General features: G+C 60.4%; 23 protein-coding genes and 4 pseudogenes. 14 read left to right on the forward strand and 13 right to left on the reverse strand.

Translation table 11 applies throughout. The features are described 5' to 3' along the window. Positions 1–234: 234 nt before the first annotated feature. The 3 genes and pseudogenes from BLU35_RS26335 to BLU35_RS26350 form a co-directional block, all read right to left on the reverse strand. Positions 235–972, reverse strand: coding sequence for an NYN domain-containing protein (locus tag BLU35_RS26335; RefSeq protein WP_093235133.1), 738 nt, complete (start codon positions 970–972; stop codon positions 235–237). A 525-nt stretch (positions 973–1,497) separates the two neighbouring features. Further along, positions 1,498–3,132 carry a chaperonin GroEL gene (gene groL, locus BLU35_RS26345; RefSeq protein ID WP_093235134.1) on the reverse strand — a complete coding sequence of 545 codons (1,635 nt, stop codon included), beginning with the start codon at positions 3,130–3,132 and terminating at the stop codon, positions 1,498–1,500. Next, positions 3,101–3,422, reverse strand: a pseudogene (locus BLU35_RS26350) (co-chaperone GroES). The gene groL and the pseudogene BLU35_RS26350 overlap by 32 nt, the downstream one beginning before the upstream one ends. Positions 3,423–3,621: 199 nt before the next feature. Here BLU35_RS26350 and BLU35_RS36350 point away from each other — a divergent pair. Beyond that, positions 3,622–3,875, forward strand: a pseudogene (locus tag BLU35_RS36350) (AI-2E family transporter); the annotation flags it as partial. A gap of 194 nt (positions 3,876–4,069) precedes the next feature. Here BLU35_RS36350 and BLU35_RS26360 read toward each other — a convergent pair. Beyond that, the gene (locus tag BLU35_RS26360; protein ID WP_143033000.1) at positions 4,070–4,372 is read right to left on the reverse strand and encodes a hypothetical protein; all 303 of its coding nucleotides are present in this window, start codon (positions 4,370–4,372) and stop codon (positions 4,070–4,072) included. A 234-nt stretch (positions 4,373–4,606) separates the two neighbouring features. Further along, a pseudogene (locus BLU35_RS26365) lies at positions 4,607–4,828 on the reverse strand (YciE/YciF ferroxidase family protein); the annotation flags it as partial. A 248-nt stretch (positions 4,829–5,076) separates the two neighbouring features. On the opposite strand from BLU35_RS26365, the gene BLU35_RS26370 reads away from it, so the two are divergent. Next, positions 5,077–6,162, forward strand: coding sequence for a nucleotidyltransferase family protein (locus tag BLU35_RS26370; protein WP_093235136.1), 1,086 nt, complete (start codon positions 5,077–5,079; stop codon positions 6,160–6,162). A 101-nt stretch (positions 6,163–6,263) separates the two neighbouring features. Here the strand turns inward: BLU35_RS26370 and BLU35_RS26375 are convergent. Both BLU35_RS26375 and BLU35_RS35240 read right to left on the reverse strand, forming a co-directional pair. After that, positions 6,264–6,565, reverse strand: a pseudogene (locus BLU35_RS26375) (DUF1643 domain-containing protein); the annotation flags it as partial. After that, positions 6,562–6,819, reverse strand: a complete 258-nt coding sequence (locus tag BLU35_RS35240; protein ID WP_143033001.1) for a hypothetical protein — start codon at positions 6,817–6,819, stop codon at positions 6,562–6,564. The gene BLU35_RS35240 and the pseudogene BLU35_RS26375, both read right to left, overlap by 4 nt. Positions 6,820–7,219: 400 nt before the next feature. On the opposite strand from BLU35_RS35240, the gene BLU35_RS26385 reads away from it, so the two are divergent. Next, complete coding sequence (locus BLU35_RS26385) at positions 7,220–7,690, forward strand: hypothetical protein (RefSeq protein WP_093235138.1); 471 nt, start codon at positions 7,220–7,222, stop codon at positions 7,688–7,690. A 91-nt stretch (positions 7,691–7,781) separates the two neighbouring features. Here the strand turns inward: BLU35_RS26385 and BLU35_RS26390 are convergent, their stop codons facing one another. Beyond that, positions 7,782–7,985 carry a hypothetical protein gene (locus BLU35_RS26390; protein WP_245296231.1) on the reverse strand — a complete coding sequence of 68 codons (204 nt, stop codon included), beginning with the start codon at positions 7,983–7,985 and terminating at the stop codon, positions 7,782–7,784. A 528-nt stretch (positions 7,986–8,513) separates the two neighbouring features. Here BLU35_RS26390 and BLU35_RS26400 point away from each other — a divergent pair. The 7 genes from BLU35_RS26400 (at position 8,514) to BLU35_RS26430 (ending at position 15,670) form a co-directional block, all read left to right on the forward strand. Further along, positions 8,514–9,290, forward strand: a complete 777-nt coding sequence (locus tag BLU35_RS26400) for a FadR/GntR family transcriptional regulator (protein WP_093235140.1) — start codon at positions 8,514–8,516, stop codon at positions 9,288–9,290. 41 nt (positions 9,291–9,331) lie between these two features. Next, a complete protein-coding gene (denD, locus tag BLU35_RS26405) occupies positions 9,332–10,315 on the forward strand; it encodes a D-erythronate dehydrogenase (RefSeq protein ID WP_093235141.1) in 984 nt (327 codons plus the stop codon). Between the two features lies 1 nt (position 10,316). Beyond that, positions 10,317–11,093 (forward strand): SDR family oxidoreductase, encoded by a 777-nt coding sequence (locus tag BLU35_RS26410; protein ID WP_093235142.1) that lies wholly within the window; start codon positions 10,317–10,319, stop codon positions 11,091–11,093. A gap of 98 nt (positions 11,094–11,191) precedes the next feature. Beyond that, positions 11,192–12,259 (forward strand): ABC transporter ATP-binding protein, encoded by a 1,068-nt coding sequence (locus BLU35_RS26415; RefSeq protein ID WP_093235143.1) that lies wholly within the window; start codon positions 11,192–11,194, stop codon positions 12,257–12,259. Positions 12,260–12,409: 150 nt separating this feature from the next. Continuing rightward, the gene (locus BLU35_RS26420; RefSeq protein ID WP_093235144.1) at positions 12,410–13,726 is read left to right on the forward strand and encodes an ABC transporter substrate-binding protein; all 1,317 of its coding nucleotides are present in this window, start codon (positions 12,410–12,412) and stop codon (positions 13,724–13,726) included. A 95-nt stretch (positions 13,727–13,821) separates the two neighbouring features. Continuing rightward, the gene (locus BLU35_RS26425) at positions 13,822–14,754 is read left to right on the forward strand and encodes a carbohydrate ABC transporter permease (protein ID WP_053249896.1); all 933 of its coding nucleotides are present in this window, start codon (positions 13,822–13,824) and stop codon (positions 14,752–14,754) included. A gap of 16 nt (positions 14,755–14,770) precedes the next feature. Beyond that, a complete protein-coding gene (locus BLU35_RS26430; RefSeq protein WP_058324860.1) occupies positions 14,771–15,670 on the forward strand; it encodes a carbohydrate ABC transporter permease in 900 nt (299 codons plus the stop codon). Positions 15,671–15,694: 24 nt separating this feature from the next. Here the strand turns inward: BLU35_RS26430 and otnC are convergent, their stop codons facing one another. Next, a complete protein-coding gene (otnC, locus tag BLU35_RS26435; RefSeq protein ID WP_093235145.1) occupies positions 15,695–16,369 on the reverse strand; it encodes a 3-oxo-tetronate 4-phosphate decarboxylase in 675 nt (224 codons plus the stop codon). Positions 16,370–16,384: 15 nt separating this feature from the next. Further along, on the reverse strand, positions 16,385–17,383 hold the full coding sequence (locus BLU35_RS26440; protein ID WP_093235146.1) for a LacI family DNA-binding transcriptional regulator: 999 nt from the start codon (positions 17,381–17,383) through the stop codon (positions 16,385–16,387). 244 nt (positions 17,384–17,627) lie between these two features. Here BLU35_RS26440 and BLU35_RS26445 point away from each other — a divergent pair, with 244 nt between their 5' ends. The 4 genes from BLU35_RS26445 to otnK all read left to right on the forward strand — a co-directional run bounded on the left by BLU35_RS26445 (position 17,628) and on the right by otnK (position 22,031). Next, on the forward strand, positions 17,628–18,944 hold the full coding sequence (locus tag BLU35_RS26445; RefSeq protein WP_093235147.1) for an MFS transporter: 1,317 nt from the start codon (positions 17,628–17,630) through the stop codon (positions 18,942–18,944). Between the two features lie 68 nt (positions 18,945–19,012). Next, positions 19,013–19,957, forward strand: a complete 945-nt coding sequence (gene ltnD, locus BLU35_RS26450; protein WP_093235148.1) for an L-threonate dehydrogenase — start codon at positions 19,013–19,015, stop codon at positions 19,955–19,957. A 13-nt stretch (positions 19,958–19,970) separates the two neighbouring features. Then, positions 19,971–20,747, forward strand: coding sequence for a 2-oxo-tetronate isomerase (otnI, locus tag BLU35_RS26455; protein ID WP_093235149.1), 777 nt, complete (start codon positions 19,971–19,973; stop codon positions 20,745–20,747). A gap of 3 nt (positions 20,748–20,750) precedes the next feature. Continuing rightward, positions 20,751–22,031 (forward strand): 3-oxo-tetronate kinase, encoded by a 1,281-nt coding sequence (gene otnK / locus BLU35_RS26460; RefSeq protein WP_093235150.1) that lies wholly within the window; start codon positions 20,751–20,753, stop codon positions 22,029–22,031. Positions 22,032–22,141: 110 nt separating this feature from the next. On the opposite strand, the gene BLU35_RS26465 is transcribed toward otnK, so the two are convergent. The 3 genes from BLU35_RS26465 to tnpC form a co-directional block, all read right to left on the reverse strand. Then, a complete protein-coding gene (locus BLU35_RS26465) occupies positions 22,142–23,527 on the reverse strand; it encodes an adenylate/guanylate cyclase domain-containing protein (RefSeq protein ID WP_093235151.1) in 1,386 nt (461 codons plus the stop codon). 471 nt (positions 23,528–23,998) lie between these two features. Further along, on the reverse strand, positions 23,999–24,439 hold the full coding sequence (locus tag BLU35_RS26470; RefSeq protein ID WP_093235152.1) for a lipid-binding SYLF domain-containing protein: 441 nt from the start codon (positions 24,437–24,439) through the stop codon (positions 23,999–24,001). A gap of 1,213 nt (positions 24,440–25,652) precedes the next feature. After that, positions 25,653–26,713 (reverse strand): IS66 family transposase (gene tnpC / locus BLU35_RS26475; RefSeq protein WP_143033002.1); only part of this gene is annotated, 1,061 nt, incomplete at its 5' end.

Consider the following 26,713-nt stretch of genomic DNA (forward strand, 5'->3'; position numbering starts at 1 on the left):
GCGGTACGGCGCCTCCTTAACATACCGTTGGCTGAAGCCCAATTATGTCGGGGATCGCTAGTCCATGCTGCAGAGCCCGCTACGGAGCTGATACGGCCGTTTGCACTCCCAAGCATTGCCGGAAGAATCGAGATGCGCATTCTCAGGAATGCTTGATCTCTGAACCCGGCGACCGCAACGGCTGATTTTGGCGTCTGATGCGAGTTTAGGTTGGAGGGCGTATGCCTGCAATCGCTACTGGGCCTTGGTTCCTTGCTTCAGGCGAATGCTGACGGGTCTACCCTCCGCCTGCTGGACCTCGAACTTGTTTGTCTTTCGGATGAGGTCGCTGAGCTTTCGAAACCCGAAGGTACGCGGATCAAAGTCTGGTGCCAAGTTGAGCAGTTGCTTGCCAACGGTACCGAGGTTTACCCACCCTTCCTCGGTTTCTTCTTGGGCAAGAACTTTTTTTATCAACGGCACGGCGGCGCTCACCGGTTGTAAGGACTTTGCCGCTGATGTGGCGTCCTGCTCGCCTTTCCCTGCGCCTGCGAGCAGGTTCTCAGTGTAGATGAATCGGCGGCAGGCCTGCCGGAAGCTCTCCGGAGTCTTTTGTTCGCCAAAGCCAAAAACGTCGATGCCCTGCTCGCGAATACGGGCGGCCAAACGCGTGAAATCGCTATCGGACGAAACGAGGCAGAAGCCATCAAAACGACCACTATGCAGCAAATCCATGGCGTCGATCACGAGTGTGATATCTGAAGCGTTCTTGCCTGTCGTGTAGGCGAACTGCTGCTGCGGAATGATCGCGTGTTTCGCGAGCACATCCGTCCATGCCTTGGAACGCGTGCCCGAGAAATCGCCGTAAATGCGGCGGACGCTGGCCTCCCCGATCTTTGCCACCTCCTCGAACAACCCGTCGGCGATCTTTGCCGAGGTGTTGTCGGCGTCGATAAGGACCGCAAGGCGTGGTGATCGAGGCTCAGACGGCATGCTTTGCTCCTCTCGTCCAATCGTCAAAGCTTAGCAGCCGCTTGGCCATCGCACTATCCGGCTTTCCAGCCAGCACTCTTGTTCGCCCGCATCACTGCCATCAGCATCGGGCCGAGCGAGAATTCCCCTCTAGCCGCCTGGCGAAACTGATATGCCCCGCCCAAACCGCGATCACACTTCCATTTATCGAGGCATAGTCCGGTATTCGGAGGTTGCTGGTCGATGCTTTGGAGGCGCGAAAGGTCATTGTTCCAACGAGATCGAAGAAGACGCCTGCGCCCGTCCCGAAATGGAGGAGGTCTGCAAGATCGGCCAAGCAGATTTTCTTTTCATCCAGCGGCGACTAGAGCCCCGGGGGTGGCCGCCGTTGCGCGTGACGTGCCGCCCGTTAGCCAGCCGCCCAGCTGAACCCGATGATCATCATGGCGACCGCCCCGCCGGCCCATACGAGAAACGTCTTGGATGGCTGGTAGCTCTTGAAACGCTAGGCGATCGAATGCTGACCGAGCGGTCCAGGCACTGTTCTCAGTATCCCATCCCACCGATGCCGCCGTTACCCGCCGGCCGGGCAGTTTCTCTTGAGGGAATGTCGGCGATCATCGCTTCGGCAGTGATCAGAAGTGCCGCGATTGAGCCGGCGTCCTGCAAAGCGGTCCGCACGACCTTCGCCGGGTCGACGATGCCGGCTTTGATCATATCGACATAGGTCTCCGTCTGCGCGTCAAAGCCCTGGTTGCGGTCCCCGCTGCCGGTGAGTTTTCCCACGACGATCGAACCTTCGACACCGGCGTTCTCGGCGATCTGCCGGATCGGGGCTTCAAGCGCCCTGAGCACGATCGAGATGCCTGCTGTGACGTCCGCATTCGCTCCCGTCAGTCCGACCAGGACCGACCTGGCGCGCAACAGAGCAACACCACCGCCGGGAACAATGCCTTCTTCAACCGCGGCGCGCGTGGCGTTCAGCGCATCGTCGATACGGTCCTTCTTTTCCTTGACCTCGATTTCGGTCGCACCGCCGACGCGGATTACCGCGACGCCGCCGGCGAGTTTCGCCAGGCGTTCCTGCAGTTTTTCCTTGTCATAGTCGGAGGTCGTCTCCTCGATCTGTGCCTTGATCTGCTGGATGCGCGCCTGGATGGTCGCTTTATCGCCGGAGCCGTCGATGATCGTGGTGGTGTCCTTGTCGATCAGCACGCGCTTGGCGCGGCCGAGCATGTCGAGCGTAACGTTCTCGAGGTTGATGCCGAGATCCTCGGAGATCATCTGGCCGGCCGTTAGGACGGCAATGTCTTCCAGCATGGCCCTGCGGCGGTCGCCGAAGCCCGGCGCCTTGACGGCAGCGACCTTCAGGCCACCGCGCAACTTGTTTACGACCAGCGTCGCCAGAACCTCGCCCTCGACATCCTCGGAGAGGATCAGCAACGGTTTGCCGCTCTGCACGATCGCCTCGAGTATCGGCAGCAACGCTTGCAAATTGCCAAGCTTCTTTTCGTGGATGAGGATGTAGGGGGCCTCCAACTCCACGCGCATCTTCTCGGCATTGGTGACGAAATAGGGCGAGAGGTAGCCGCGGCCGAATTGCATGCCCTCGACAACGTCGAGCTCGGTCTCGGCAGTCTTGGCTTCCTCAACGGTGATGACGCCTTCATTGCCGACTTTTTCCATCGCTCTGGCGATCATCTCGCCGACTGTCGCGTCGCTATTGGCGGCGATGGTGCCGACTTGCGCAATCTCGCCCGAGGATTTGACTTTCTCGGCGCGCGCCTGGAGCTCCTTGACGACAGCAGCGACCGCAAGGTCGATGCCACGCTTGAGATCCATGGGATTCATGCCGGCGGCGACGAGCTTGACGCCTTCGCGCAGGATGGAGGCAGCGAGGACAGTCGCCGTCGTGGTACCGTCACCGGCAAGGTCGTTGGTCTTAGAGGCGACCTCGCGCACCATCTGCGCGCCCATGTTCTCGAACTTGTCGGCCAGCTCGATTTCCCTGGCTACGGTGACGCCGTCCTTGGTGATGCGCGGGGCGCCATAGGCCCTGTCGATGACGACATTGCGACCCTTGGGGCCTAGCGTCACCTTGACGGCGTTGTTGAGTAACTCGACACCGCGCAGCATGCGATCGCGCGCATCAGTGGAGAATTTGATTTCCTTGGCAGACATTGTATTCGTCCAGTGCGACGACGCCCATGATGTCGGGCTCGTTCTTGATAAGGGGTGCCTCACCGTCGATCCTGAAATCGGTACAAGACCATTTGCCGAACAAGATCCTATCACCGGCATTGGCGTCGAGCGGAATCAGCTTGCCGCTTTCATTACGCGTGCCTGGATCAACGGCGATCACTTCGCCTTCCAGCGGCTTTGGCAATGTCGCGAATGATCCCGCCCCTGGATTTGATATAGTCTTCCGCGCGCCGGATGACGACGCGGTCATGGAGTGGACAGAATTTCATAGAGATTCTTTCTGCGGTCGGCGCATAGGGCGACTGCAATCCTTACATAGCACGATTGGCACTCGATTGATAGGAGTGGCAAGAAATATTATTTCATATAAGGAATAATGTTGCAAAATATAAGTCAGATAATTCTGACGAAAATATCGTGTGTAATTCTAATAGTTATACATATATTGAAATTACAGACGTAATTATTCTGTATATTATCGGTAGCATCGACAATTTCTTCGCCCGTTGCTCAACCAAAACAGCAACCTACCGGTGTTGCTGAGTTTGTTTGGACTCGTTGGCGGAGTGCTTGCCTTTGGGTTGATCGGGCTCTTTCTCGGACCCACCCTGTTGGCGGTCGCGTACAATCTGTTTCTCGAGTGGGTGGCAGTCGAACTCTATGAACGGGTGCAAGCAGCGTCCGGCCTGCCCGCGGATGCGGCAACCACCCCAGAGAACTGAGCAGCAATCGTGGTTTGAACTCGTTGCCGAGGTTGATGCCTGCACGGGGCTCTCTCAGAGACCACGCCTGCCTGTCGAGGAGACAAAGGCTGCTGGCGTCAGGAGAGATCGTTGCTTCGGATCATGTCTCGGCAGAAGCGGGCGGGGAATGGGCGTTCCGGACGCATGTTGCGGCAAATTGCTTGCCAATGCGATCAACGGACCGTCTCGGGTGTTGCGGCGCGATCAAACGCCGTGCCGCCACCCTCGTTTTCCCATCGGTCCAGCTCTTCAGGCGAAAAGGACGGCGAGAGCATTTCGATCTGGCTAATCAGAATGGTGACCAGCGCTGCTTCGGAGTGAGTGCCACGTTGAAAAGCCGAGATCAGCAATCGCGCTGCGGCTCGTCTTTTCGCGCGGTGCCATGCACTCCTGACATCGAATATCCCGGCGGTGTCGAGCACCCTTTTTAGCATATCGAGGGGAACGGGGGCATGGGAGGCTACGTTGGAAGACATGTTGTCCTCCTTTGGTTGGAGGCATATCCGCAGGTCATCGCTCGGGCCTTGCTTGAAAATTTGCCTGCTATCACTGTGGTCCCGCTGCAAGGATATGGGAAGCACTTTCGTGTTCATCGTCCGATTTGATAACGGAGCGGCCTGCTCCTGCCAAAGCGCCGGTCCCCTATGCGAGGCGACCGCCGGAACCGCAGCCTTTGCCCGGCTCGATAACAAGCCGGGCTGGCGTTTTCTTCAGGCCGCTTTTTCGGCGGTCTGATTGACGACCTTGGTGGCGATCGCGGTCAGGGCAATGTCGGTTGCCTGCTCTTCGTCGAGCGTCGTCTGAAGCAGCTTGGCGGCGCCTTTCATGCCCAGCTCCAGCGCCCACGTCCTCAGCGTGCCGTAGCGTGACACTTCGTAGTGTTCGACAGCCTGTGCGGCTGCAAGCAGTCCGGCGTCGAGCGCGGGCGAGTCATGTTCAACCGAACGATTCACCGGACAATCCACTTCGATCAGACGTTCAGATTGCCGGGCGTAGATGAGACGATTGTTGCGGGCGATTACGAAATCGATGACAACGAGGTGCCGAAGATTGCTCTTGAAAAAGTGGGGTCGGCGTTATACTAAATACGCAAATTTAGTATAACTTGCGTCGTCTACCATTTCCCTGATCGATCGCGGGCGCTGTACTAAAAACGCCGATTTAGTACAGCGGAGGCAACATGAAGCAGATCGATCTCATGTATCGCACCATGACCGCCGAACTCGGCCAACGGCTGCTCGATGCTTCCTTCTCGGCCGACTTCCCGGTGGAAGGCCGCTTCGTCGGGGTCAACAACAAGGGCCGGAAATACTGGTACTTCGACCAGCCGCCGGAAGGGGACGGATATCGCCAACAGCGCCGATATGTTGGACCGGCCGACGATCCGGAGATCAACAAACGGGTCGAGGACTTCAAGGCGATCAAAGACGATACGAAAGCTCGCCGTAAATTCGTCTCGACGCTTGTTCGTGAGGCTGGCTTGCCGGAACCGGATCGCTTTACGGGCGATGTCGTCGAAGCTCTCGCCAATGCCGGAATCTTCCGCCTGCGGGCCTGCCTCGTCGGATCGGTCGCCTTCTCGACCTATGCGGGACATCTTGGCGTCCGTCTGCCTACTGCGTCATTCCAGACCGGAGATGCCGACTTCGCCCAGGACTATGCGATCTCGGCCGAAGTAGGGGACAGCCTTCCACCTATTCTCGAAATCCTGAAGGGCCTCGATCCGACATTCCGGCCGGTCATGCATCGCTCGGGGTCACCGCGTGTGACCGGCTTCATCAATCGCAGCGGCTACAAGGTCGAGTTCTTGACCGGAAACAGGGGATCACATGACCACATGGACAAACCGGCCGACATGCCCGCCCTTGGTGGAGCCTCGGCCGAACCGCTGAGATTCCTGGACTTCCTGATCTATGAGCCGATTAGAGCCGTCATGCTACACAAGTCAGGCATCAGCGTGATCGTACCAGCTCCGGAGCGCTACGCGATCCACAAGCTGATCGTCGCCAGCCGCCGCGTCGTTGACACGCTTGGTTCCGCGAAACGAGACAAGGACTTGAGGCAGGCCGTTCTCCTGTTCGAAGCACTCGATGTCGCCAATCGGCTCAATGAGCTGTCGGACGCACTGCATGAGGCATGGGAGAGGGGAGAGGCCTGGCGCTACGCGATCAAGACCGGGATCGGCTACATGAGCCGCGCTGATCGGGCGAAGACGGAAGCGTTGTTCAAGGAACTCGGCGTCGATCCATTCAAGGAAGATAGGTAGGGGCGGCTATTTCACAGATTTAGCAGCGCGCCAATGCCGATCATTTGGATCGCGGCGCGATCCCCATTGTGATGTCGAAGAATTCCCAATACAGAACTTCGTCGGTCATTGTCTGGGCCGATTGGATCGGGATGGCTGTAGAGCGTCTTTGGATCGGCTGAGCGCAGCGCGAAGAGGTTGCCGACGATCAAGCCGCCAAAGCCCCACGACTTCGCGAAGCCGATGCAACGGCGGATGGTCGGGTCGTCTTGGTCGGCGTCGGCCGTGGACGGGTTCAACATCAGGAACGCGACCTTTGGCAGGTCGGCATCCATCGCCGTTCAAGCCGGTAGCGATAGGCGCCGGAGCTTGAAATGATTGCCGAACACGTCAGCTCTTTCGCGAACAGATCGATCCCCGTCACGCGACACCGCCGTTCACTTGCAGGTCGATGTCCACGCCGAGCGCATGGCGCAGAGCGTTGCCGGCTGCTTCGACATCGCTCTGATATGAAGTCGGCACGCCCTTGGGCCGTCGTCGGCGGCAGTGTTCAGGTTGTCGGCAATCGTGTGCCGCGGACCACGTTGCCAGATCCCCTACGATGAGGTGATAGTGCTCCTTGTCGAGTTCTGAGGCTCGATAAGCGCCGGCACTCCAATGCGCGATGATACGCGACATCTTCACCGGCCGGAACTATTCCAGCGGTAGGCGATAGGTCATATTCCCTTTCAGTGGACCAGGTTGTGGGGGTAAGCAACGGGAGGCAGCAGTGGATGACTCCGAAAGCTTTGAAATTCAGTGCCAGAAGTGCGGGACGCGGGAGCGGCTTACGTTCTCCGAGATGGAGACGAGAGAATTGATCCAGTGCACGCGCTGCGGCGCAACCCGCGGCATGGGAAAAGAGAACCTGCTGGAGACGTGTCGCGAAGCAGCGAAAACGATGCGACAAAGGCTGGGATCCCCGAACGTTGTCAGAGGCGCTTTGTCGGCGCATATTTTGCTTATCGCCGGACTATGAAAAGGGCTCCGCGGCTGAGAGAGCATAAGCGCTTTCGCCCCAATTGGAGGAGCTTGGGCCATGCTTGATCAACGGCAATCCGGATACATCCTTCCTGAAGGCTTTACTGTGATTTCAGCCGTCTTCGAGAGGGTCATGGATGCGCGGCACATTGATCGGCAAAGCGGTGAAGGCGAGTGGCTGGCTCGGGAGGCGCTCCATCTATTCATGAGCGGCATACGAGACGCATGGGAGCTCGAAATTCGACTGAAAGAAGCTTGCTGCCCCATCGACGTTTCACCGCCCGCAAGCGCCGGTGGCACCAAAATCGTGGATCTGTTGCCGGATCTGTCGGCGTTGCCGGATCTGTCGGCATGGGCGCGGTGCTTGACGGCCTCACCGACCGGGGCAACTGCGCTCACAGAACAAACACTCGAATACGCCGTCGAACATATGGATGAGTTCGTGACGAAACCGAATGTCAGAGGATGGCTGGTCCGACTGATGCTGGACCTCCGCCTTGGCCGGAGCCGCCGTCGACGCCGAACGTAGGAATGGCGCTCGCAGGCGCAGCATGAAGATCGTACGACATCGATTCGAAGTCCCGACGCCGAACTCCTGCAGGCACAATCCGATCAGATGCTCAGTGTCTGGCATCTGACCGCCAGTAGCGAGCAAGCTCGGGATCGAGCGCCAGATGCTCCTGCCATGCGGCTTCTGGAACCTGTCCCGACCGATAAGCCTCGATCAGCAACCGCTGATCGTCGCTCAACCGCGGCTCATCGAAATGATGCAGCTGGAACAGCCCGAGTACCGCTTCGCCGATATCTCGCATATGAATAGACATTGGAAACCTCGCCTCGTGGTCAAGGATATAACGTGTGACCGCCGACGATGTTCAAATCTTTTGATGTCTAAGCAAACCTGCTGAGCGGTGATGACGCTGATCGGTTTTACCTGATCGTGGGTGGGGATGGCAGGCAACGACGCCTAGACTAGGCGACGGAAGAGTGTCCGGAGCCATGTGCAGTACCTTCTTGTTAGAAAAAACAGGCCACCATTCCCGATGGGCTCGCACGCGGGCGCCGCATTAAAATCGCGCGATATGGAACGGCCGTCGCGCTGGCGGCTTTGCTAACTGGGGACCTCCATGATCCTCGACGGCGAGGCCGTCGTTCTCGACGATAAGGGCCGCTGCGACTTCGGCTTCCCCTAGACCGCCGAAGCGCAAGGTGACCGGCAGCGGCGGTTCCAGGGCCGATCTTTGATGCGATGCAGCAACGAACCTGTCTTGACTAGTCATACTTTTCGCGGCTCCATGGAGAAACTGATCTGCTGGTCCTACCAGTGGGTCAGTTGGAGGCGGTGAACGGCGATGGACGGCAGCCCAATACTCACGCAAATGCCAAAGGTCGGGCAGAGTCTCGACCGGCGCACGGCTCGTGACCTCATCGCCGACAAGCTGATGGTGCTGATCGCCACCAACATGCTGCGCCCCGGCGACCTCTTGCCGGGGGAACGGGAACTCGCCAATGTGCTTCATGTCAGCCGTGAGACGGTGCGCGGTGCCATCCAGACGCTCGCCGCGCGCGGTATCGTCGAGGTGTCTCAGGGCAGTCGCACGCGGGTCTGCAATGTCGATCTCAGCCATCTCACCGTTACCATCGCTTCCCCCAACGCCATCGACAGCTACGATCTTGACGATGTTCATGCGGCCCGGCTGCATATCGAGCTGAAGGTCGTTGGCGATGCAGCTGACAGGATTGACGAAGAGACGTTGGGCAAGCTCAAAAGCCTGCTCGAGGCTCAGAAGCTCTGCGGCGATGACGCTATGCGATTCCTGATCTGCGACCGCGAATTCCACATGGCGATCTATCGGGCTTGCGGAAACCCGCTGCTGTCCGATTTCGTCACCGATCTCTACACCTACATGATGGACTATCGGCGCAGCGCCATGTCACGGCCGGGCGCGATCGATGCCAGCTATGACGACCACACCGAGATCGTGGAGGCACTGGAGCGGCGCGACCGGGACGCGGTGATCGCTGCATTTCGCCAGCATCTGACCCGGATCTACGACACGACGAAGGAATTGCTTGCGGGGAGCGGGCAGAAAAACAGGGAAAAGAGCAAGAGCGAGATGGCAGGCTGATCCGGCCTGAGCCGGGCGGCAGACGGGGAGGTTCGTCGAAAATGGATGTCATGGTGATTGGAGCGGCCGGGATGGTCGGCCGCAAGTTGGTGGAGAAGTTCGCCTCAGAGGAAGGCGTGCTTGGCTACGATATTTCTAGGCTGACGCTGGTGGATGTGATCGAGCCGCCTGTGCCTCAAGGGCTGTCGCCAATTGCAAAGGCACTCGTGCTTGATCTTTCGACCGATGACGCCGCCGAGAAACTCGTCGGTTTGCGGCCCGACGTGATCTTCCATCTCGCGGCGATCGTTTCCGGTGAGGCCGAGACTGATTTCGACAAGGGCTACAAGGTCAATCTTGACGGAACGCGGGCGCTGTTCGAGGCGATCCGCCACGAAAGTTTGCGGGACCCCTACGTTCCGCGGGTCATATTCGCGTCGTCGATCGCCGTTTTCGGAAGGCCTTTCCCGGAAAAGATCGGCGACGAGTTCCTTACCACGCCACTGACGAGCTACGGCACGCAAAAGGCGATCTGCGAACTGCTTCTCGCCGACTATTCGAGGCGCGGCATTTTCGATGGCGTCGGCATCCGCCTGCCGACGATCTGCATCCGCCCCGGCAAACCCAACAAGGCGGCGTCCGGCTTCTTTTCCAATATTCTGCGCGAGCCGCTGGTAGGTCAGGAGGCGGTGTTGCCGGTGGAGGAGAACGTACGCCACTGGTTTGCAAGCCCGCGTTCGGCGGTCGGGTTCTTCATTCATGCCGCGCGGATGGATACGTCCGCCATCGGCCCGAGACGCAATCTGACCATGCCCGGCCTTTCCGCCCTCGTTGGTGAAGAGATCCAGGCCCTTCGGCGTGTAGCCGGTGAGAAGGCCGTCAAACTCGTCCGCCGTGAGCCCGACCCGGTTATCCGCTCGATTGTTTCAGGCTGGCCGACCGATTTCGACGCGCGGCGTGCTTTCCAACTGGGTTTCAAAGCCGAAACCAACTTCGATGAGATCATCAGGATCCATATCGAAGATGAACTCGGAGGACATATCTGAGATGGTTCGCGCCTTAAAATCCGGCGAAGGCAAAATCGCATTGGTGACGGGCGGCGGCACGGGCCTCGGACGCGGGATCGCCGAGGCCTTAAGTGCGGAGGGTTATACCATCGTCATCACCGGCCGGCGCGCCGACGTGCTCGATAAAGCAGCTGGCGGTATAGCGGCGCAAACGGGAGGAACCGTGCGGGGTGTCAGGGCCGATATCGGCGATCCCAATGCGGTCGCCCGCCTTTTCGAGGCGATCCGCACCGAGTTCGGCCGGCTCGACCTCCTGGTCAACAACGCCGGCTCCAATGTGCCGGCCGTGCCGCTGGAAGAGGTGACCTTCGAGCAATGGAGCGGCATTCTTGCCGCAAACCTGACGGGTGCCTTTCTCTGCACGCAGCAGGCGTTCCGCCTGATGAAGGCGCAGGCGCCGCGCGGCGGGCGGATCATCAACAACGGCTCGATTTCGGCCCAGACGCCGCGGCCGAACTCAGCACCTTACACGGCAACCAAGCATGCGATCACGGGGCTGACCAAGTCGACCGCACTCGACGGGCGCAAATATGACATCGCCTGCGGCCAGATCGATATCGGCAATGCCGCGACCGACATGACGTCGAAGATGAATTCCGGGGTGTTGCAGGCGAATGGCGAGACCGCCAGTGAACCGACGATCCCGGTCGCCCATATCGCCGCGGCTGTTGTCTACATGGCAAGCCTGCCACTGGAGGCGAATGTGCTGACGATGACGGTCATGGCGACGAAGATGCCGCTGGTGGGGCGCGGGTAAGGGCGGTCGAGAGGAAACTGGACGGGGTCTAACAATGGCATGAGGCGGCCGCCGGACAATCCGCCGATTTCAGATGATATTCACAGGGAGGAAAGCATATGGCAGGCGTTGACTTCGTCGATGTCAGAAAATCATTCGGAGCCTTTCCCGTCATCAAGGGCGTGAACATCGAAATCGAGGATGGCGAATTCGTGATCCTTGTCGGCCCCTCGGGCTGCGGGAAATCGACGCTTCTGCGAATGTTGGCCGGGCTTGAAAACATTTCAGCGGGTGAGATCCGCATCGGCGACAAGGTGGTCAACGCCCTGCCGCCCAAGGATCGGGATATCGCCATGGTGTTCCAGAACTATGCGCTCTACCCGCATATGACGGTCGCCGACAATATGGCTTTCTCTCTTATGCTGAACGGCTCGCCGAAATCCGAGATCGAGAAGCGCGTCGGCACCGCGGCCGGAATTTTGGGACTTTCCAAGCTGCTCGACCGCTATCCGCGCCAGCTCTCCGGCGGCCAACGCCAGCGCGTAGCGATGGGCAGGGCGATCGTGCGCGATCCGCAGGTGTTTCTCTTCGACGAACCGCTGTCCAACCTCGATGCGAAACTGCGGGTAGCAATGCGCGCCGAGATCAAGGAACTGCACCAGCGGCTGAAGACGACCACCGTCTATGTCACGCACGACCAAATCGAGGCGATGACCATGGCCGACAAAATCGTCGTCATGCATGACGGTATTGTCGAACAGATCGGCGCGCCGCTTGACCTCTACGACAGTCCCGCCAATCTTTTCGTCGCGGGTTTTATCGGTTCGCCGGCGATGAACATGATCAAGGGCAGGCTCGACCCGCAAAATCCGAAGTGCTTTATCGCAACCGATGGCATGGCGCTGCCAGTCGCGCGGTCGCCATCGGCGGCAAGAGGACGTGATCTGATTTACGGCTTGCGGCCGGAATATATGTCGCTCGACCCGAACGGGTTTCCCGTGACCGTCGCGGTTATCGAGCCCACCGGCTACGAGACGCAGTTGATCGTGCGCTTCGGCGGCACGGACGTCACCTGCGTTTTCCGTGAGCGCGTGACCGCCCGGCCGGGCGAGGCAATCCACCTATCTATCGATGCCGATCATGTGCACCTGTTCGACGCCGAAACCGGCGTGCGGCTGACCGACTGATACCGTCCCGTTTTGCGCTGCGTGAGGGAAGAGGAGCCCTGACGCAACGGCCGGCATTCCGGCATTTCCGGAAGCCGTTAGCTCAGCATTCGCCAAACGGGACGGCGGGTGCCGGAAAGGATGATGTCCCGTGTCACCAGGAGGAGCATTATGACTTTCAAGAGACGTGATTTTCTTGCCGCATCCGCCGCGGTCGCGGGCATGGCCGGCCTTTCGGCTTTCGGCATCCGCTCGTCTTTCGCCCAAGGGGCGGAGCCGGCCTACAAGCCGGAGGACGGCGCAAGCCTGAGGCTGTTGCGCTGGACGCCCTTCGTCAAGGGTGACGAGGATGCATGGCTTGCCAACACCGCGAAGTTCACCCAAGCGACCGGTGTCGAGGTCCGCATCGACAAGGAAAGCTGGGAAGACATTCGCCCGAAAGCGGCCGTCGCTGCCAACGTCGGCTCCGGGCCGGATATGGTGATGTGCTGGTTCGACGATGCCCATCAATATCCGGACAAGCTCGTCGATCTGACCGAACTCGCCAACTACCTCGGCGGCAAATACGGCGGCTGGTACGATGGCGTAAAGGGTTATGCTTCGCGCGGCGACAAGTTCATCGCCATGCCGCTGGCGGCCATCGGCAATGCGATCTGCTACCGGGATAGTCACATGAAGGCGGCCGGCTTCAGCGAATTTCCAAAGGAAACCGACGGGTTCCTCGAACTGTGCAAAGCCATGAAGGCCAAGGGAACGCCAGCCGGCTTCCCGCACGGCAAGGCCGTCGGCGACGGCAACAACTATGCCCATTGGCTGCTCTGGAGCCATGGCGGCAAGATGGTCGATGAAGGCGGCAAGGTCGTCATCAACAGCCCCGAGACGCTCAAGGCGGTCAACTATGCCAAGGCGCTTTACGAGACCTTCATTCCGGGCACCGAGAGCTGGCTCGACATCAACAACAACCGGGCCTTCCTGGCGGGCCAGGTGTCGCTGACGGCGAACGGCGTCTCGCTCTACTATGCGTCGAAGAAGGACCCGGCGATGGCGGAACTTTCAGCCGACATCCGCACCACGAACTTCCCTGTCGGTCCGGTCGGCCAGAGCGTCGAGCTGCATCAGACCAGTTCGCTGCTCCTCTTCAGCCATACGAAATATCCGGAAGCTGCCAAGGCCTATATCAAGTTCATGATGGAGGCCGACCAGATGAATGCCTGGATCACGGGCTCCAGCGCGTATTGCTGCCAGCCTCTCAAGGCTTTCGCCGACAATCCCGTCTGGACGTCCGATCCGATCCACGCGCCTTATGTGCGCGCCTCGGAAACGCTGCGCCCGAACGGCTATGCCGGTCCGCTCGGCTATGCGTCCGCCGGCGTCATGGCCGACTACGTGCTGGTCGACATGTTCGCGACCGCGGTTACGGGGCAGATGACGCCGGAAGAGGCAATTGTAGAGGCTGAGCGCCGGGCAAACCGCTACTACCGGGTCTAAATCCCAACGTGGCCTGCATAGGCCGCTGAGACAAGGTATCGGCGGAAATGCCCCGCCGCTACCCGTTCCCCAATCCGCTATACGGGAGATGTCCGATGTCCACAGCGTCATCCAGGAAGCCGCCATCCGCGATGGCCTCGCTCATGCAGAACAGGAACATGATTGGTTTCCTCTTCATGCTTCCGGCCGCCGTCTTCCTTGTCTGCTTCCTGACCTATCCGCTTGGCCTCGGCGTCTGGCTCGGTTTCACCGACACGCGCATCGGCCGCGACGGCGTGTTCATCGGGCTCGAAAACTACATCTTCCTCGCCGAGGATTCGGTCTTCTGGCTCTCGGTCTTCAACACGCTTCTCTACACGATTGTGGCGTCGATCCTGAAATTCGTCTTCGGGCTGTGGCTGGCGCTGCTGCTGAATGAAAATTTGCCATTCAAGTCCTTCTTCCGGGCAATCGTACTCTTACCCTGGGTCGTTCCCACCGTGCTCTCGGCGCTGGCCTTCTGGTGGATCTACGATGCGCAGTTTTCGATCATCTCCTGGTCGCTGATGCAGCTCGGCGTGATCGATAGTCCGATCAACTTCCTGGGCGATCCGGAAAATGCCCGCGCCTCGGTGATCGCCGCCAATGTCTGGCGCGGCATTCCCTTTGTCGCCATTTCGTTGCTGGCGGGCCTGCAGACCATTCCGGCGTCGTTGCAGGAGGCGGCGTCGCTGGACGGCGCAACGAGCTGGCAACGCTTCCGCTATGTGACGTTGCCGATGCTGACGCCGATCATTGCCGTCGTCATGACCTTCTCGGTGCTGTTCACCTTCACCGATTTCCAGCTCATCTATGTGCTCACCAAGGGTGGGCCGGTGAATGCGACGCATCTGATGGCGACGCTGTCTTTCCAGCGCGGCATCCCCGGCGGACAGTTGGGCGAGGGGGCCGCGATCGCTGTGGCGATGATCCCGTTCCTCCTTGCCGCCATCATGTTCAGCTTCTTCGGTCTGCAACGCCGTAAATGGCAGCAGGGCGGCCAGGATTGATTGGGGGAGAATGACGATGACAACGACCGTGAAATCCGAAGATGCCGTTCTGACAGATGATGTACAGGGAATGAGCTATCTCAACCGCCTGCCACGCAGGATCGTGATGGTTTATCTGCCGATGGCGGTGTTCGTCTTCGTGCTGCTCTTTCCGTTCTACTGGATGGCGATCACTGCAGTGAAGCCGAATTCGCAGCTGACGGATTACAACAATTACAGCCCATTCTGGGTGGTCGGGCCGACGCTTGACCATATCAAATACCTGCTGTTCGAAACCTCCTATCCAGGCTGGCTGTGGAATACGATGCTGGTGGCGACCTGCGCGACGTTTCTGTCGCTTGCGGCTTCGGTCTTTGCGGCCTACGCAATCGAGCGGGTGCGGTTCTCGGGCTCGCGGCCGGTGGGCCTGATGATCTTTCTCGCCTATCTCGTGCCGCCCTCGATCCTGTTCATTCCGCTGGCATTCATCGTCTTCAAGTTTGGCATCTACGATTCCAGGCTGGCACTGATCTTTACCTATCCGACCTTCCTCATTCCGTTCTGCACCTGGCTGTTGATGGGCTATTTCCGGTCGATCCCGTTCGAGCTCGAAGAGAGCGCGCTAGTGGATGGCGCGACGCGCTGGCAGATCCTGATCAAGATCATCCTGCCGCTTGCTGTCCCCGGGCTGATATCGGCGGGCATCTTTGCCTTCACGCTGTCGTGGAACGAGTTCATCTATGCGCTCACTTTCATCCAGTCTTCGGAAAACAAGACCGTGCCGGTCGGCGTGCTGACGGAGCTGGTCCGCGGCGACGTGTTCGAATGGGGCGCGCTGATGGCCGGCGCGCTGTTCGGCTCGCTGCCGGTGGTGATCCTCTATTCCTTCTTCGTCGATTATTACGTCTCGTCCATGACCGGGGCGGTGAAGGAATGAGTGCCTGCTTCAGGTGATCGCGTATCAATCGTGGTCGTGGTCGTGGTCGTGATGCGACGGCAGGTCGAGGCCGAAGGTCTTGGTGAGATCGTTGACCTGCGCCGGGCTGAGATAACGGGGGTTGAGATTGCGCAGCAGCAGATAGAGCTTCGCCGTCTCCTCCAACTCCTCGGTCGCGAATACGGCCGCCTCCAGGCTGTCGCCGGCGACGACCGGTCCGTGATTGGCCAGAAGCACCGACGAATATTTTCCCGCCAGCCCGCGGATCGCGTCGGCCACCGCCGGATCGCCGGGACGATAGTAGGGGACCAGCGCGGTCTCGCCGGCGCGCAAGAGATAGTAGGGGGTCATCGGCGGCAGGGCGGCGCGCGGATCGATCTCCGGCAGCATGGTCAGCGCCACCGCGTGGGTGGAGTGAAGATGGACGATGGCGCGGGCACTGCCGCGCGTGTCGTAGAGCGCCGTGTGAAGCGGAATTTCCTTGGTCGGCTTGTCGCCGGCGAGGTGCCGGCCTTCGGCGTCCAGCTTTGAGATGCGGGCCGGGTCGAGGAAGCCGAGCGAGGCGTTCGTCGGGGTGACCAGCCAGCCGCCATCCTCCAGCCGCAACGATATATTGCCCGACGAACCGGGCGTCAGCCCGCGCTCGAACAGCGAACGACCGTAGCGGCAGATTTCTTCACGCAGGCGCGCGTCGGACATAACAGTTTCTCCCTATCAGGCGGTTGCCCCTTCGATCAGCTCGAAACCGAGATCGACGACCTGGGGTGGCGCATTGGTGATGACTAGCTGTGCTGCCATCTGTCCGGTCGCGACACGCGGCGTGCGGATGGTCGAGAGGGGCTGCGGCGTTGCCCGGCCGATATCGAGGCCGTTATAGCCGAAAATGGCAAGCTGCGAGGGGATCGCAATGCCCCGCGCCAGACAGTGAAAATAGCCGCCCAGCGCCATGTCGTCGTTGGAGAAATAGACCGCATCGAGATCGGGCGTCCGGGCGAGCAGCCGCTCCAGACCCAGCCTGCCGTTTTCCACCGACGATGCTCCGGCGAGAATTTCGCGATCGGCGAGGGGGGCGTCATGCACGCCCAGCGTTTCGCAAAAAGCGGAAAACCGCTTGCTGGCGCGGGTATCGCGGTTGAGGTCGTGGCCGACATACCCGATCCGGCGATAGCCCCGCTTGAGCAGGAAAGCCGCGCTTTCGCGTCCGGCTGCGCGGTTGGAGAAACCGACCGCCAGATCAAGCGCATCGCCGTCCAGATCGAGCAGCTCGACGATCCGGCAGCCGCTTGCGCGCAGCATCTTCACCGTGCCCTCCGTGTGCTCGTACCCCGCCAGCATCACCGCCGTGGGCCGCCAGGCGAGCATCGCGGCGGCAAGCGCTTCTTCCTTCCCCGGATCATAGTCGGTGACGGAGAAGACCGCCTGATACCGGTTTTCCTCCAGAACGGCGCTGGCGCCGCGCAGAACATCGGGAAAGACGATGTTGGATAGCGAGGGAATGACGAAGGCGACCAGGCGCGAAGCGGTGGAGGCGAGCGTTCCTGCGATCCGGTTCGGCACATAGCCGAGCCGCTCGACCGCAGCCATCACCCGGTCCCGCGTCTTGCCGGAAAACGAGCCGTGGTTGCGCAGCACCCGCGAGACCGTGCTCTCGCCGACGCCGGCCGCTTCCGCGACCTCGGCAAGCGTCACTGTCGCCTGGTGTTTGAATTCCATAGTCACTTTCGAACCCCACCTCGGGTGGGCGCTTCAGCCGCTAAGCCGTCATCCCTCTCCGATGTCGCCCACCATGCGGTCCTCATTTTTCACCACTCTCTTCAAGAAGCAAGATTTTTTTGGCAGCGCTACCAATTTTGCGTTGGCAGCGCTGCCAAAATGGATTAAAGAAAATGGCAGCGCTGCCATTATTGGCTCGGCGAGCCGCGGAAGGAGACCGCGGCAACAATTGGAGGAGAAAATCATGACGCTGCAAACGCACGCGCCAGTCGATGGCGCGTATGCCGCACAGACTGTGGAAGACCGGGCCTATGGCAAGGTATTCTGGAGAATCGTTCCTTTTTTGATGCTGTGCTACGTGGTCGCCTATCTCGACCGCGTCAATGTCGGCTTCGCGAAGCTGCAGATGTCGAGTGAGCTCGGCCTCTCGGAAGCGGCCTATGGTATCGGCGCAGGCATTTTCTTCATCGGCTATTTTCTGTTTGAAGTGCCGAGCAACATTATCATGAACAAGGTCGGCGCGCGGGTGTGGATTGCCCGTATCATGGTCACCTGGGGCATCATTTCCGCCGCCTTCATGTTCACCTCGTCGGAAGCCGTCTTCTATGTCCTGCGTTTCCTGCTGGGCGTTGCGGAAGCGGGATTTTTCCCTGGCATCATTCTCTATCTGACCGCATGGTATCCGGCCCATCGCCGCGCCAGAATCATCACCAGCTTCATGTCCGCAATCCCGATATCCGCCATTTTCGGTAATCCGCTGTCGGGTCTCTTGATGGACAGCTTCCATGGCACGCATGGTCTTTCCGGCTGGCAGTGGATGTTCCTGATCGAAGCCATCCCGGCCATCCTTTTCGGCGTCGCCACGTTCTTCTACCTCGATGATACGATCCGTGACGCGAAATGGCTAAGCGATGAGGAAAAGCAGGTGCTGGCGGCCAATATCGAGGCGGAGGACCGGGCCAAGGCCTCGAGCCCGCACAGCATTGCCGCAACGTTGACGGACCGCCGCGTCTGGCTGATGTGCCTTATCTATTTCTGCTTCGTGCTTGGGCAATACGGCCTGAATTTCTGGATGCCGTCCATCGTCAAGGCCTCTGGTGTCAGCGGGAACCTGAATATCGGCCTGATTTCCGCTATCCCCTATATCTGCACCTTCTTCGCCATGCTGGCGCTCGGCCGCTCCGCCGACAGGCTGCGTGAACGCCGGTGGCACCTGGTCATCCCCGCCCTCATCGCCGCCGGTGGTTTTGTCGCGGCAACGACGGCGACAAGCACGACGGTCTCAATCGTCTGCCTCTCGCTGGCTGCTGCGGGCGCCATCAGCTGCGCGCCGCTCTTCTGGTCGCTTCCGACGGCTTTTCTCGCCGGCACGGGCGCAGCCGCCGGCATCGCCTGGATCAATTCGGTCGGCAATCTCGCCGGGTTCCTCGGTCCGTTTCTGGTGGGCTATCTGAAGGATCTTACGGGCAGCAACAGCGCGGGCATGTATCTTCTCGCCGCCGCCCTGGTCATCGGTTCGCTGGCCGTGTTGACGGTTCCGGCGAAAACCGTCAACCGCTAAACACCAACCCCTCCGGGTGGCAGCACCCGGTAGGGCGGCTCTTTCTTTACAAGACTGGAGAACTCGTTATGTCACCGCTTGCTGAAAATTCAGGCCCCGCTGTTGTTGCGGCCGTCATCGGCCTTGGCTCCATGGGGCTCGGAATGGCCCGGTCGATGAAGCGCGCAGGCCTCGACGTCGTTGGGTATGACATCACTCCTGCGGCGGTGGACCGCTTCACCGCCGAGGGTGGACGCGGCGCTGCCACGCCCGCCGGTGCGGCAAAGGATGCCGACATTGTCGTCTCCGTCGTCGTCAACGGTGCGCAGACCGAGGCTGTGCTGTTCGGCGTCGAGGGTGTCGCAAGGACGATGAAGCCCGGAGCAGTCTTCATTTCGTCGGCCACCATGGACCCGGTTGTGGCACGCGACCTGGCACAACGGGTGGAGGTACTCGGTCTGCATTATCTCGATGCGCCAATTTCGGGCGGCGCGGCCAAGGCGGCAAACGGCGAACTGACGATCATGGCATCCGGCTCCAAGCAGGCTTTCGACACGGCCCGCCCGGGTCTCGACGCCATGGCCGGCAAGGTCTACGAGCTCGGCGACGCGGCCGGAACCGGCGCCGCCTTCAAGATGATCAACCAGCTTCTCGCCGGCGTGCACATCGCGGCCGCCTGCGAAGCGATAACGTTTGCCGCCAAGCAGGGCCTCGACCTCCACAAGGTCTATGAAGTGATCACGGCCTCGGCCGGCAATTCCTGGATGTTCGAAAACCGCGTGCCGCATGTGCTGGCCGGAGACTATAGTCCGCTGAGCAGCATCGAGATTTTCGTCAAGGATCTTGGCATCGTCCAGGATATGGCTCGCTCGGAGCGCTATCCGGTACCGCTCGCAGCTGCGGCCCTGCAGATGTATCTGGGCGCGTCCGGAGCCGGCATGGGCCGCGACGACGATTCGTCGCTCGCGCGCCTCTACGCCCAGCTCTCGGGCGCAACATTGCCCGGTGCGACCAAAGAACTGCAGAGCCTGTAAAAGGAACACCACCATGCCGGTTTTCGCCGCCAACCTGACGATGATGTTCAACGAATGGCCGTTCCTCGACCGCTTCGACGCTGCGGCCGATGCCGGGTTTGCCGCCGTCGAATATCTCTTTCCCTATGAAGCCACACCGGAGGCAATCGCCGAACGGCTCGCCCGCAACAATCTGCAGCAGGCCTTGTTCAACCTGCCGCCCGGCGATTGGGCCGCCGGCGAGCGGGGTATCGCGGTGCTTCCCGGACGGTTCGATGCGCTGAAAGCGGGCGTCGAGCGGGCGCTGGACTATGCGGCCGCGACGGGTGTCGGGCGGCTGCACCTGATGGCCGGCCTTGCTGATCCAAACGACGAGGACGCAGCCTCATCTTACCGACGCTCCGTCGTCTACGTTGCGGGGCGGCTCTCAGAGAAGGGCATCGACCTGTTGCTCGAGCCGATCAACGGGCGAAACATGCCGGGATATTTCCTCGATGATTTCGGCACGGCCGAGCGCCTGATCGGGGAACTCGGCCTGCCGAACCTGAAGCTCCAGTTCGATGTCTATCATCGTCAGATCATCCATGGTGACGTGGTCATGGCCTTGCGCCGCCTCATGCCGATCACCGGCCATATCCAGATCGCCAGCGTGCCGTCACGCAACGAGCCGGACGGGGAGGAGCTGAACTATCCCTATCTGTTCGGCGAAATCGACCGCATTGGCTATGACGGTTTCATCGGCTGCGAATACATCCCGCGCGGCCACACACTGGACGGTCTTGGCTGGTTCAGACCTTTTGCAAGGAGCTAGACGGTGGCTATATTGCTCGGATCGATCGCTGACGACTATACGGGTGCCTCCGACCTCGCCAATACGCTGACGAAAAACGGACTGCGCACGGTGCAGACGGTCGGCATCCCCGATCCGTCGCTGGCGCTGCCGGATGTAGACGCGGTTGTCGTCTCCCTGAAGATCCGCTCGGTGCCTGCCGCTGACGCCGTAACAGCCGCGACCGCGGCCGAACGATGGCTGCGCCGGCGCGGTGCCGCCCATGTGCTTTACAAGGTCTGCTCGACCTTCGATTCCACCGATGCCGGCAATATCGGTCCGGTCACCGAGGCTTTGAGTGATGCCGCGGGCGGTGGACTTGTGCTGGTGACGCCTGCCTTTCCGGAAACGGGCCGTACCGTCTATCTCGGCCATCTCTTCGTCGGCGGACAGCCGCTGAACGAAAGCCCGCTCAAGGACCATCCCCTCAATCCGATGCACGACGCCAATCTCGTGCGGGTGATGGCCATACAGTCGCGCGGCGCCGTCGGGCTTATAGATCTGCCGGCAATCGCGGCGGGACCCGATACAGTCAGGGTCCGGCTCGAGGCCCTGCGTGAGGCAGGTGTCAGGTCGGCAATTGCCGACGCGATCTTCGAACGCGATCTCGAGACGCTTGGCGCGATCGCACTGGAAACGCCGGTATCCACCGGCGCGTCGGGCCTCGGGCTTGGCCTTGCCCGTGCACTCGTCCGCTCCGGCCGGGCTCCTGCCGGCGACGCTACAACGGCGAACGCCATTTTCCCCGTGGGCGGGCTTTCCGCCGTCGTTGCCGGCAGTTGTTCCAAGGCAACGCTGCATCAGCTCGACGTCGTCGAACGGTCGATGCCCGTTCTGCGGCTCGACCCGGAGCGGCTGCTTGCCGGCCCGGATGAGATCGCCGCGGCGATTTCCTGGGCCGGGGACCGCATCTCGGCCGGTCCCATCGTCGTCGCCGCGAGCGCAGCGCCGGAAACCGTGTCCCGGTTGCAAGCACTATATGGGCGCGAGGCGTCCGGTCACGCGATCGAATCCGCAACGTCGATCATCGCCGCCGAACTGGTGGCAAGAGGCGTGCGGCGCCTGGTGATCGCCGGCGGAGAAACCGCGGGTGCCGCGGTCGACAGGCTGGCCATTCCAGCCTTCCTGATCGGCCCGGAGATCGCGCCCGGTGTGCCGGTGCTGCGAACGGTCGGCAATGCGCAGGGCGATATGCTACTGGCGCTGAAATCGGGAAACTTCGGAGGCGAGGATTTCTTCACGGCCGCGCTGGCGATGATGCACTGAGCAAGGCTGATCTGGTCCTCGCCTTTGCGACGGAGCAGTCTTACGCCAGGTCGATCGAGCCAGCCATGTTCGGAGCTTAACCCACCCGGTCTCCGGCAAAGCCAGGGCGGTCAGTCCAACCCGATCCAGACAGAGCCGTCCTGCACGCGGCACGGGTAAACGACCAGCTTGGCGCGGTTTTTCGAAATGTCGCCCGCGTATTCATAGCCAGGCGCGGTGCCATCCTGCTGCAACTGCGCCCACTGCCTGATTTCGCCTGTGAGCAGATCAAAACAGCTCTGATGCCATCGGCAGACCAGGCCAAGATCGCTGGTAATCGCACTTTCGGTGTGTGGGAGTTGCAGCCCTTTTGTCTGGGCTGGACTGCGACGCTCGTATAAAGGCAGATGAAGATGTGGGCAGGCGTTGTTGAAGGCACAATAGCCATCCGCTTCGCGAACGATAACGATATCATAGTCCTCGAAGTCGAGGATCCGCCTTTCGTGGAGCTGAAGGTCTTGTTCAGCTAGAGCGCAAACCCACCTTCTGCCGCCATGTCGGATGGTTTCGCGGGAGGGCTTGGCGTTGAGATCGGCGTCGATTTCGGGCCTCAGCCTACCTACTTCGAATAGCGTCGTGCGCTCGCTTGTACCGCGAAGGCGCACTCTGACAAAGTCAGCGATTTCAACTTTATCGGCAAGTGCGTTACGGAGCGGTTCGGATATCAGCAGCCGCGTACCGGCATCCTTGTTGGCGGCCTCGATCCGGCTCGCCACATTCACAACGTCACCAATGGCGGTCAGTCGGCCATGTCCGGAAAAACCTAATGTCCCGATGACAGCCTCGCCGTAGTTGAGGCCGATGCGGATCTCGAAGTCGATGCCATACATCGAGGCAAAGAACGGCTTCAATCGATCCACGGTGCCGAGAGTCTGAAGGGCTGCATTGACGGCGCGAAGCGGTGCGTCAGGTTGACCATCAATGCCGAATATGGCCATGAGCCCGTCACCAATGAAACTGTCGATGAACCCGCCATTCTTCTCGATGATGTCGCCGACCTGGGCGAAGTAGCGATTGAGTAGATACATCACGTCGTAGGCAGAGAGCTTCTCCGACAGCGCCGTGAAATCGACAATGTCGCTGAAGAACACCGTGACGTGCTTCGCTTCCCCAGAACGTGTCGCGGCTGTTGCGCCAAGTTGGTTGGTGATCATCAGGTCGGTTTCGTCCAACACCAATCGCCGGATACGAAGGTCGCCTTGAGGTTTAAGCTGGCAAGCCAACCGAACTTCGTCCGTCAAACTCAATCGATCGGCCATCGAAGCCTCAGCGGCATTCCGATTTGGGCAGGCCTCCAAGCCAGAGAGGATCCAGACACGGCAGGTCGAGCATTTCGCCCGCCCGCCGCATGCATGCGCGAACGGCACGCCCGATCTCAAGGCCGCCTCCAGCAAGGTCTCGCTGGCGTTCACGTCGAAGTCCGTCTGATCAGGCAGGGCGGTTACTCTGGTCGTCATATTCGACTCCGCAGGTTCGTCCTAATTCTAACACCAAGGGAACAGGCGATCGAATCCTGTACCGGGCCGGGAGGTGATCTCGGAGGTGCCGCCTTAACGATTGGCGCTGATCGCGATGGTATCGCAAGGGGGAAGTGCCCTGCACGCAGCGTCTCTTGCATTGTTCAATAACGCAAGTGGCTTAAGCGACGCGACAAAACGCCATCGGTCCGGTTCCGTTCAAGGCGAGGGATTCACAGTCGGCCAATTTCGTCGCATTGGCAGGCGGCGATCGTCTCTAACGGGTAGTTCGAGTTGACGGCCTTTGGCCTGAACGGTGAACGGACGAGCGATCATTGAACGCGCGCCATTGAACGACCGAAATGGGGCCGACAGTGGAACGGCCGCTTCCTAGATGGTAGCGCTGAAAAGCCGGCCTTTGTATTCAGCGTCGTGGGCCGACCGCAGGGACGACGAACGGAGCGACGGCCCTTACTTCACCGTGATGGCAAGACCGCTGAGATCGGCGTTGACTTTCAGGCCTACCTGCTTGCCTGAGAGCTCGAGTTGGGCGCCCTTGTCATTGGTTATGACGATCACCTGGGCCCCTTTGCCGAGCGCGCCGCCACCGCCCGCCGCACCGTAGACCCCCGTCACATCGCGGGCGCGGCGAATGTGGCGAACGGTACCATGGAAATAGGTTTTAGAAGCCCCGAAGGCGAGGCCGCCCGAGATGCCGCCGACAGAGATGGGATAGCGACGACCATGGAAGGTCAGCGTGCCCTCGCCTCCAGAACCGCCCACAAAGAAGGCAGCCTTGTAGACTGAGAAGCTGATCGTACCGCTGTCGGCATGCGCGGTGCCGGCAAAGCTGATTCCTGCTGCAGCGATAACCGCAGCCGCGACTGAACGAAATCTGGACGAAATCTTCATGATGCGAGTCTCCTCAAAATCGAGGCTTACCCAGCCAGGAGGGCACGTCAGCGTCATGCCAAAGTCCCAGCTGAAACAGTCTCGCCCGTCATTAATTCCAAGCACGCGGCCAGAATCCGGCTGCGAGACGGTCGCCACGAAACGAGGCGGCTGGCAAACATAGTCCCGGTGGCAGGGCCGGTGGCAGCCAACACTCGGCTGACTCAGGATTGCCTGCACGAAATCTAGAGCCACGAAAGCGAGGGGATGCGCAAAGCTGTAAACATTTAACAACCCACAACCTTTGACCGCGTTGCTGAGATATGCTCGGAGGCTCGTCGCGATATGAGCCGTGGCTCGAAGGTCGTTTTCGGCGCGAAGGGAGCCGTTCTTCACGAGCCCCGAGCACGGCTTGTTGCGAGCATGTTCACGTTCTGGGCCAAAAAGATGGAGTATGGAACCAAGGCGCACGCACCGCATGCCAGCGTCTTCCGACACGAGCGGAGTGAGTGTTGAATTAACGCAAACTTCTCCCTCTGACCGAAACAGCGAGCGACAAACGGGTTTGGCCTTTAAACACCAAGCCTCGCCATGGCGATACGGCGAGACCGTTACCCAACGGGCCGAGGCTCTGGGTGCCAGTACGGGTGTGGGAACAATGGGGCCGATCACAATTGGCAGTATGTTCTTTGCCAACTGCTTTGCACATCGCCTTACAGAAGCGCCACCATTGCCGCGATAATCAACATTGCAAATACAACGAGCCCAATGTGGAGCAGTTCCGCTCGGCGGCCGTTGCTTCGAGAGGTTCGAGTCATGAATTTACCTCACCATTTGACAGGTAACGCGCGGCTCACATGATCGTTCACTCGCTGTCTGCTGCCGACAGCGCCTGGTATCCCTGCGGCGCGCTTGGAGGCTGAAGCGTTGTGGCTGAACCCGGACGGGCAACCGCCAATCCGTCTCGTCGCGCCGCGGACCCCGCTCATTCGATGCAGGATCAGGGTTGAGTTTGAGAGACCGTACCAGAGCCTTTTGCGCGGACGCGGCAGCCACGAGCAGTTGCACCATCCCTCCGCTTCCGATTCCCAATGCGAAGTCGCCAGCTTCATTTCCCTGATAGCACATCGAACCAACGTATGCGGCGTCCACGCCCCATCGATTTTTCAGTTGCAGCGATCAGAAGTTGATCTAGGGGCCGTCAAATGAGCTCACCGAAGAGTACCTGACGAGCTCATTGTGAGGCCTTGATGCGGGCGGCATAGGCCCATGGCATCAGGGCTTCGATGTCCTTGGCGAGGTGGCCATTTGCGAGGCGGGTGAAGAGGTCGCACAGATAGGCGTAGGGCTCAACGCCGTTCATTTTACAAGTGCCGATCAGGCTGGCAAATCGAGCCCAATTGCGCCCTCCTTCATCGTGCCCCGCAAAGAGCGCATTGCGGCGGTTCATGGCCGGTCGGCGGATCGCGTTTTCCACCAGGTTGGAGTCGATATCGACGTGGCCGTCGTCCAGGAACAGCCGGAAGCCATCCTGCCGCGTCAGCATATAGGCTAGGGCTTTTCCGAGGTCAGATTTGCGTGAGACGCGCTTGGCTTGCGCTGCCAGCCAGGTGAAGAACTCGTCCACCAGCGGGAGGGACAGGTCCTGTCGAACTGCCCGGCGATGTTCGGGATCTGAGCCCCGGATACTGTCTTCGATCTTGTAGAGCGCGGCGATCTGCACCAGCGCCTCGTTGACGATGGGCGATCCGCTCTTTGGCGTGGCCTTGATCAGCTTTCTGCGCCCGTGCGCCCAACAGAAAGCCAGCTTCAAGGGATCGCCACCCATCCGGTCCGACGTGGCGAGGTGAGAGTAACCACCGTAGGCATCCACTTGGATTGTCCCGTTAAACCCGTCAAGGATTTCAGCGGCATATTCGCCTTTACGCCCGGGCCGGTAATGGAACACCACGCCTGGCGGCGCAGAGCCATTCCAGCCGCGGTCGTCACGCAGCACGGCCCACAGATAACCGGTCTTCGTCTTGCCTCGCCCCGGATCAAGCACCGGAGCCGTTGTCTCGTCGACATAAAGCCGCGTGCTTTCCCACAGCAGCCGTTCGGCCATGTGGTCGACCACCGGCGCGATCGCAGCACCCGTCCTGCCCATCCAATCTGCCAGGACGGTGCGGTCTATCGGCACCCCGTGTCGCGCCATGACCTCGGCCTGCCGGTTGAGCGGCATATGTTCGGAATGCTTGGAGACGGCAACCTCAGCCAGAACGGCTTCCGTCGGCCAGCTCCCTTCCAGCAGATGCG

Origin of the sequence: Sinorhizobium sp. NFACC03 (assembly GCF_900103435.1) — a bacterium.
In the GTDB taxonomy this organism is placed as follows: domain Bacteria; phylum Pseudomonadota; class Alphaproteobacteria; order Rhizobiales; family Rhizobiaceae; genus Ensifer.

Coding starts and splice junctions, on each gene's coding strand:
- BLU35_RS26440 (WP_093235146.1), bottom strand. CDS start 17,383: ATGGAATTCAAACACCAGGCGACAGTGACGCTTGCCGAGGTCGCGGAA.
- BLU35_RS26410 (WP_093235142.1), top strand. CDS start 10,317: ATGGTTCGCGCCTTAAAATCCGGCGAAGGCAAAATCGCATTGGTGACG.
- BLU35_RS26420 (WP_093235144.1), top strand. CDS start 12,410: ATGACTTTCAAGAGACGTGATTTTCTTGCCGCATCCGCCGCGGTCGCG.
- BLU35_RS26425 (WP_053249896.1), top strand. CDS start 13,822: ATGTCCACAGCGTCATCCAGGAAGCCGCCATCCGCGATGGCCTCGCTC.
- BLU35_RS26430 (WP_058324860.1), top strand. CDS start 14,771: ATGACAACGACCGTGAAATCCGAAGATGCCGTTCTGACAGATGATGTA.
- otnI (WP_093235149.1), top strand. CDS start 19,971: ATGCCGGTTTTCGCCGCCAACCTGACGATGATGTTCAACGAATGGCCG.
- BLU35_RS26445 (WP_093235147.1), top strand. CDS start 17,628: ATGACGCTGCAAACGCACGCGCCAGTCGATGGCGCGTATGCCGCACAG.
- denD (WP_093235141.1), top strand. CDS start 9,332: ATGGATGTCATGGTGATTGGAGCGGCCGGGATGGTCGGCCGCAAGTTG.
- BLU35_RS26360 (WP_143033000.1), bottom strand. CDS start 4,372: ATGTCTTCCAACGTAGCCTCCCATGCCCCCGTTCCCCTCGATATGCTA.
- BLU35_RS35240 (WP_143033001.1), bottom strand. CDS start 6,819: ATGTCGCGTATCATCGCGCATTGGAGTGCCGGCGCTTATCGAGCCTCA.
- BLU35_RS26470 (WP_093235152.1), bottom strand. CDS start 24,439: ATGAAGATTTCGTCCAGATTTCGTTCAGTCGCGGCTGCGGTTATCGCT.
- BLU35_RS26370 (WP_093235136.1), top strand. CDS start 5,077: ATGAAGCAGATCGATCTCATGTATCGCACCATGACCGCCGAACTCGGC.
- otnC (WP_093235145.1), bottom strand. CDS start 16,369: ATGTCCGACGCGCGCCTGCGTGAAGAAATCTGCCGCTACGGTCGTTCG.
- ltnD (WP_093235148.1), top strand. CDS start 19,013: ATGTCACCGCTTGCTGAAAATTCAGGCCCCGCTGTTGTTGCGGCCGTC.
- BLU35_RS26415 (WP_093235143.1), top strand. CDS start 11,192: ATGGCAGGCGTTGACTTCGTCGATGTCAGAAAATCATTCGGAGCCTTT.
- BLU35_RS26400 (WP_093235140.1), top strand. CDS start 8,514: ATGGACGGCAGCCCAATACTCACGCAAATGCCAAAGGTCGGGCAGAGT.
- groL (WP_093235134.1), bottom strand. CDS start 3,132: ATGTCTGCCAAGGAAATCAAATTCTCCACTGATGCGCGCGATCGCATG.
- BLU35_RS26390 (WP_245296231.1), bottom strand. CDS start 7,985: ATGTCTATTCATATGCGAGATATCGGCGAAGCGGTACTCGGGCTGTTC.
- BLU35_RS26385 (WP_093235138.1), top strand. CDS start 7,220: ATGCTTGATCAACGGCAATCCGGATACATCCTTCCTGAAGGCTTTACT.
- BLU35_RS26335 (WP_093235133.1), bottom strand. CDS start 972: ATGCCGTCTGAGCCTCGATCACCACGCCTTGCGGTCCTTATCGACGCC.
- BLU35_RS26465 (WP_093235151.1), bottom strand. CDS start 23,527: ATGACGACCAGAGTAACCGCCCTGCCTGATCAGACGGACTTCGACGTG.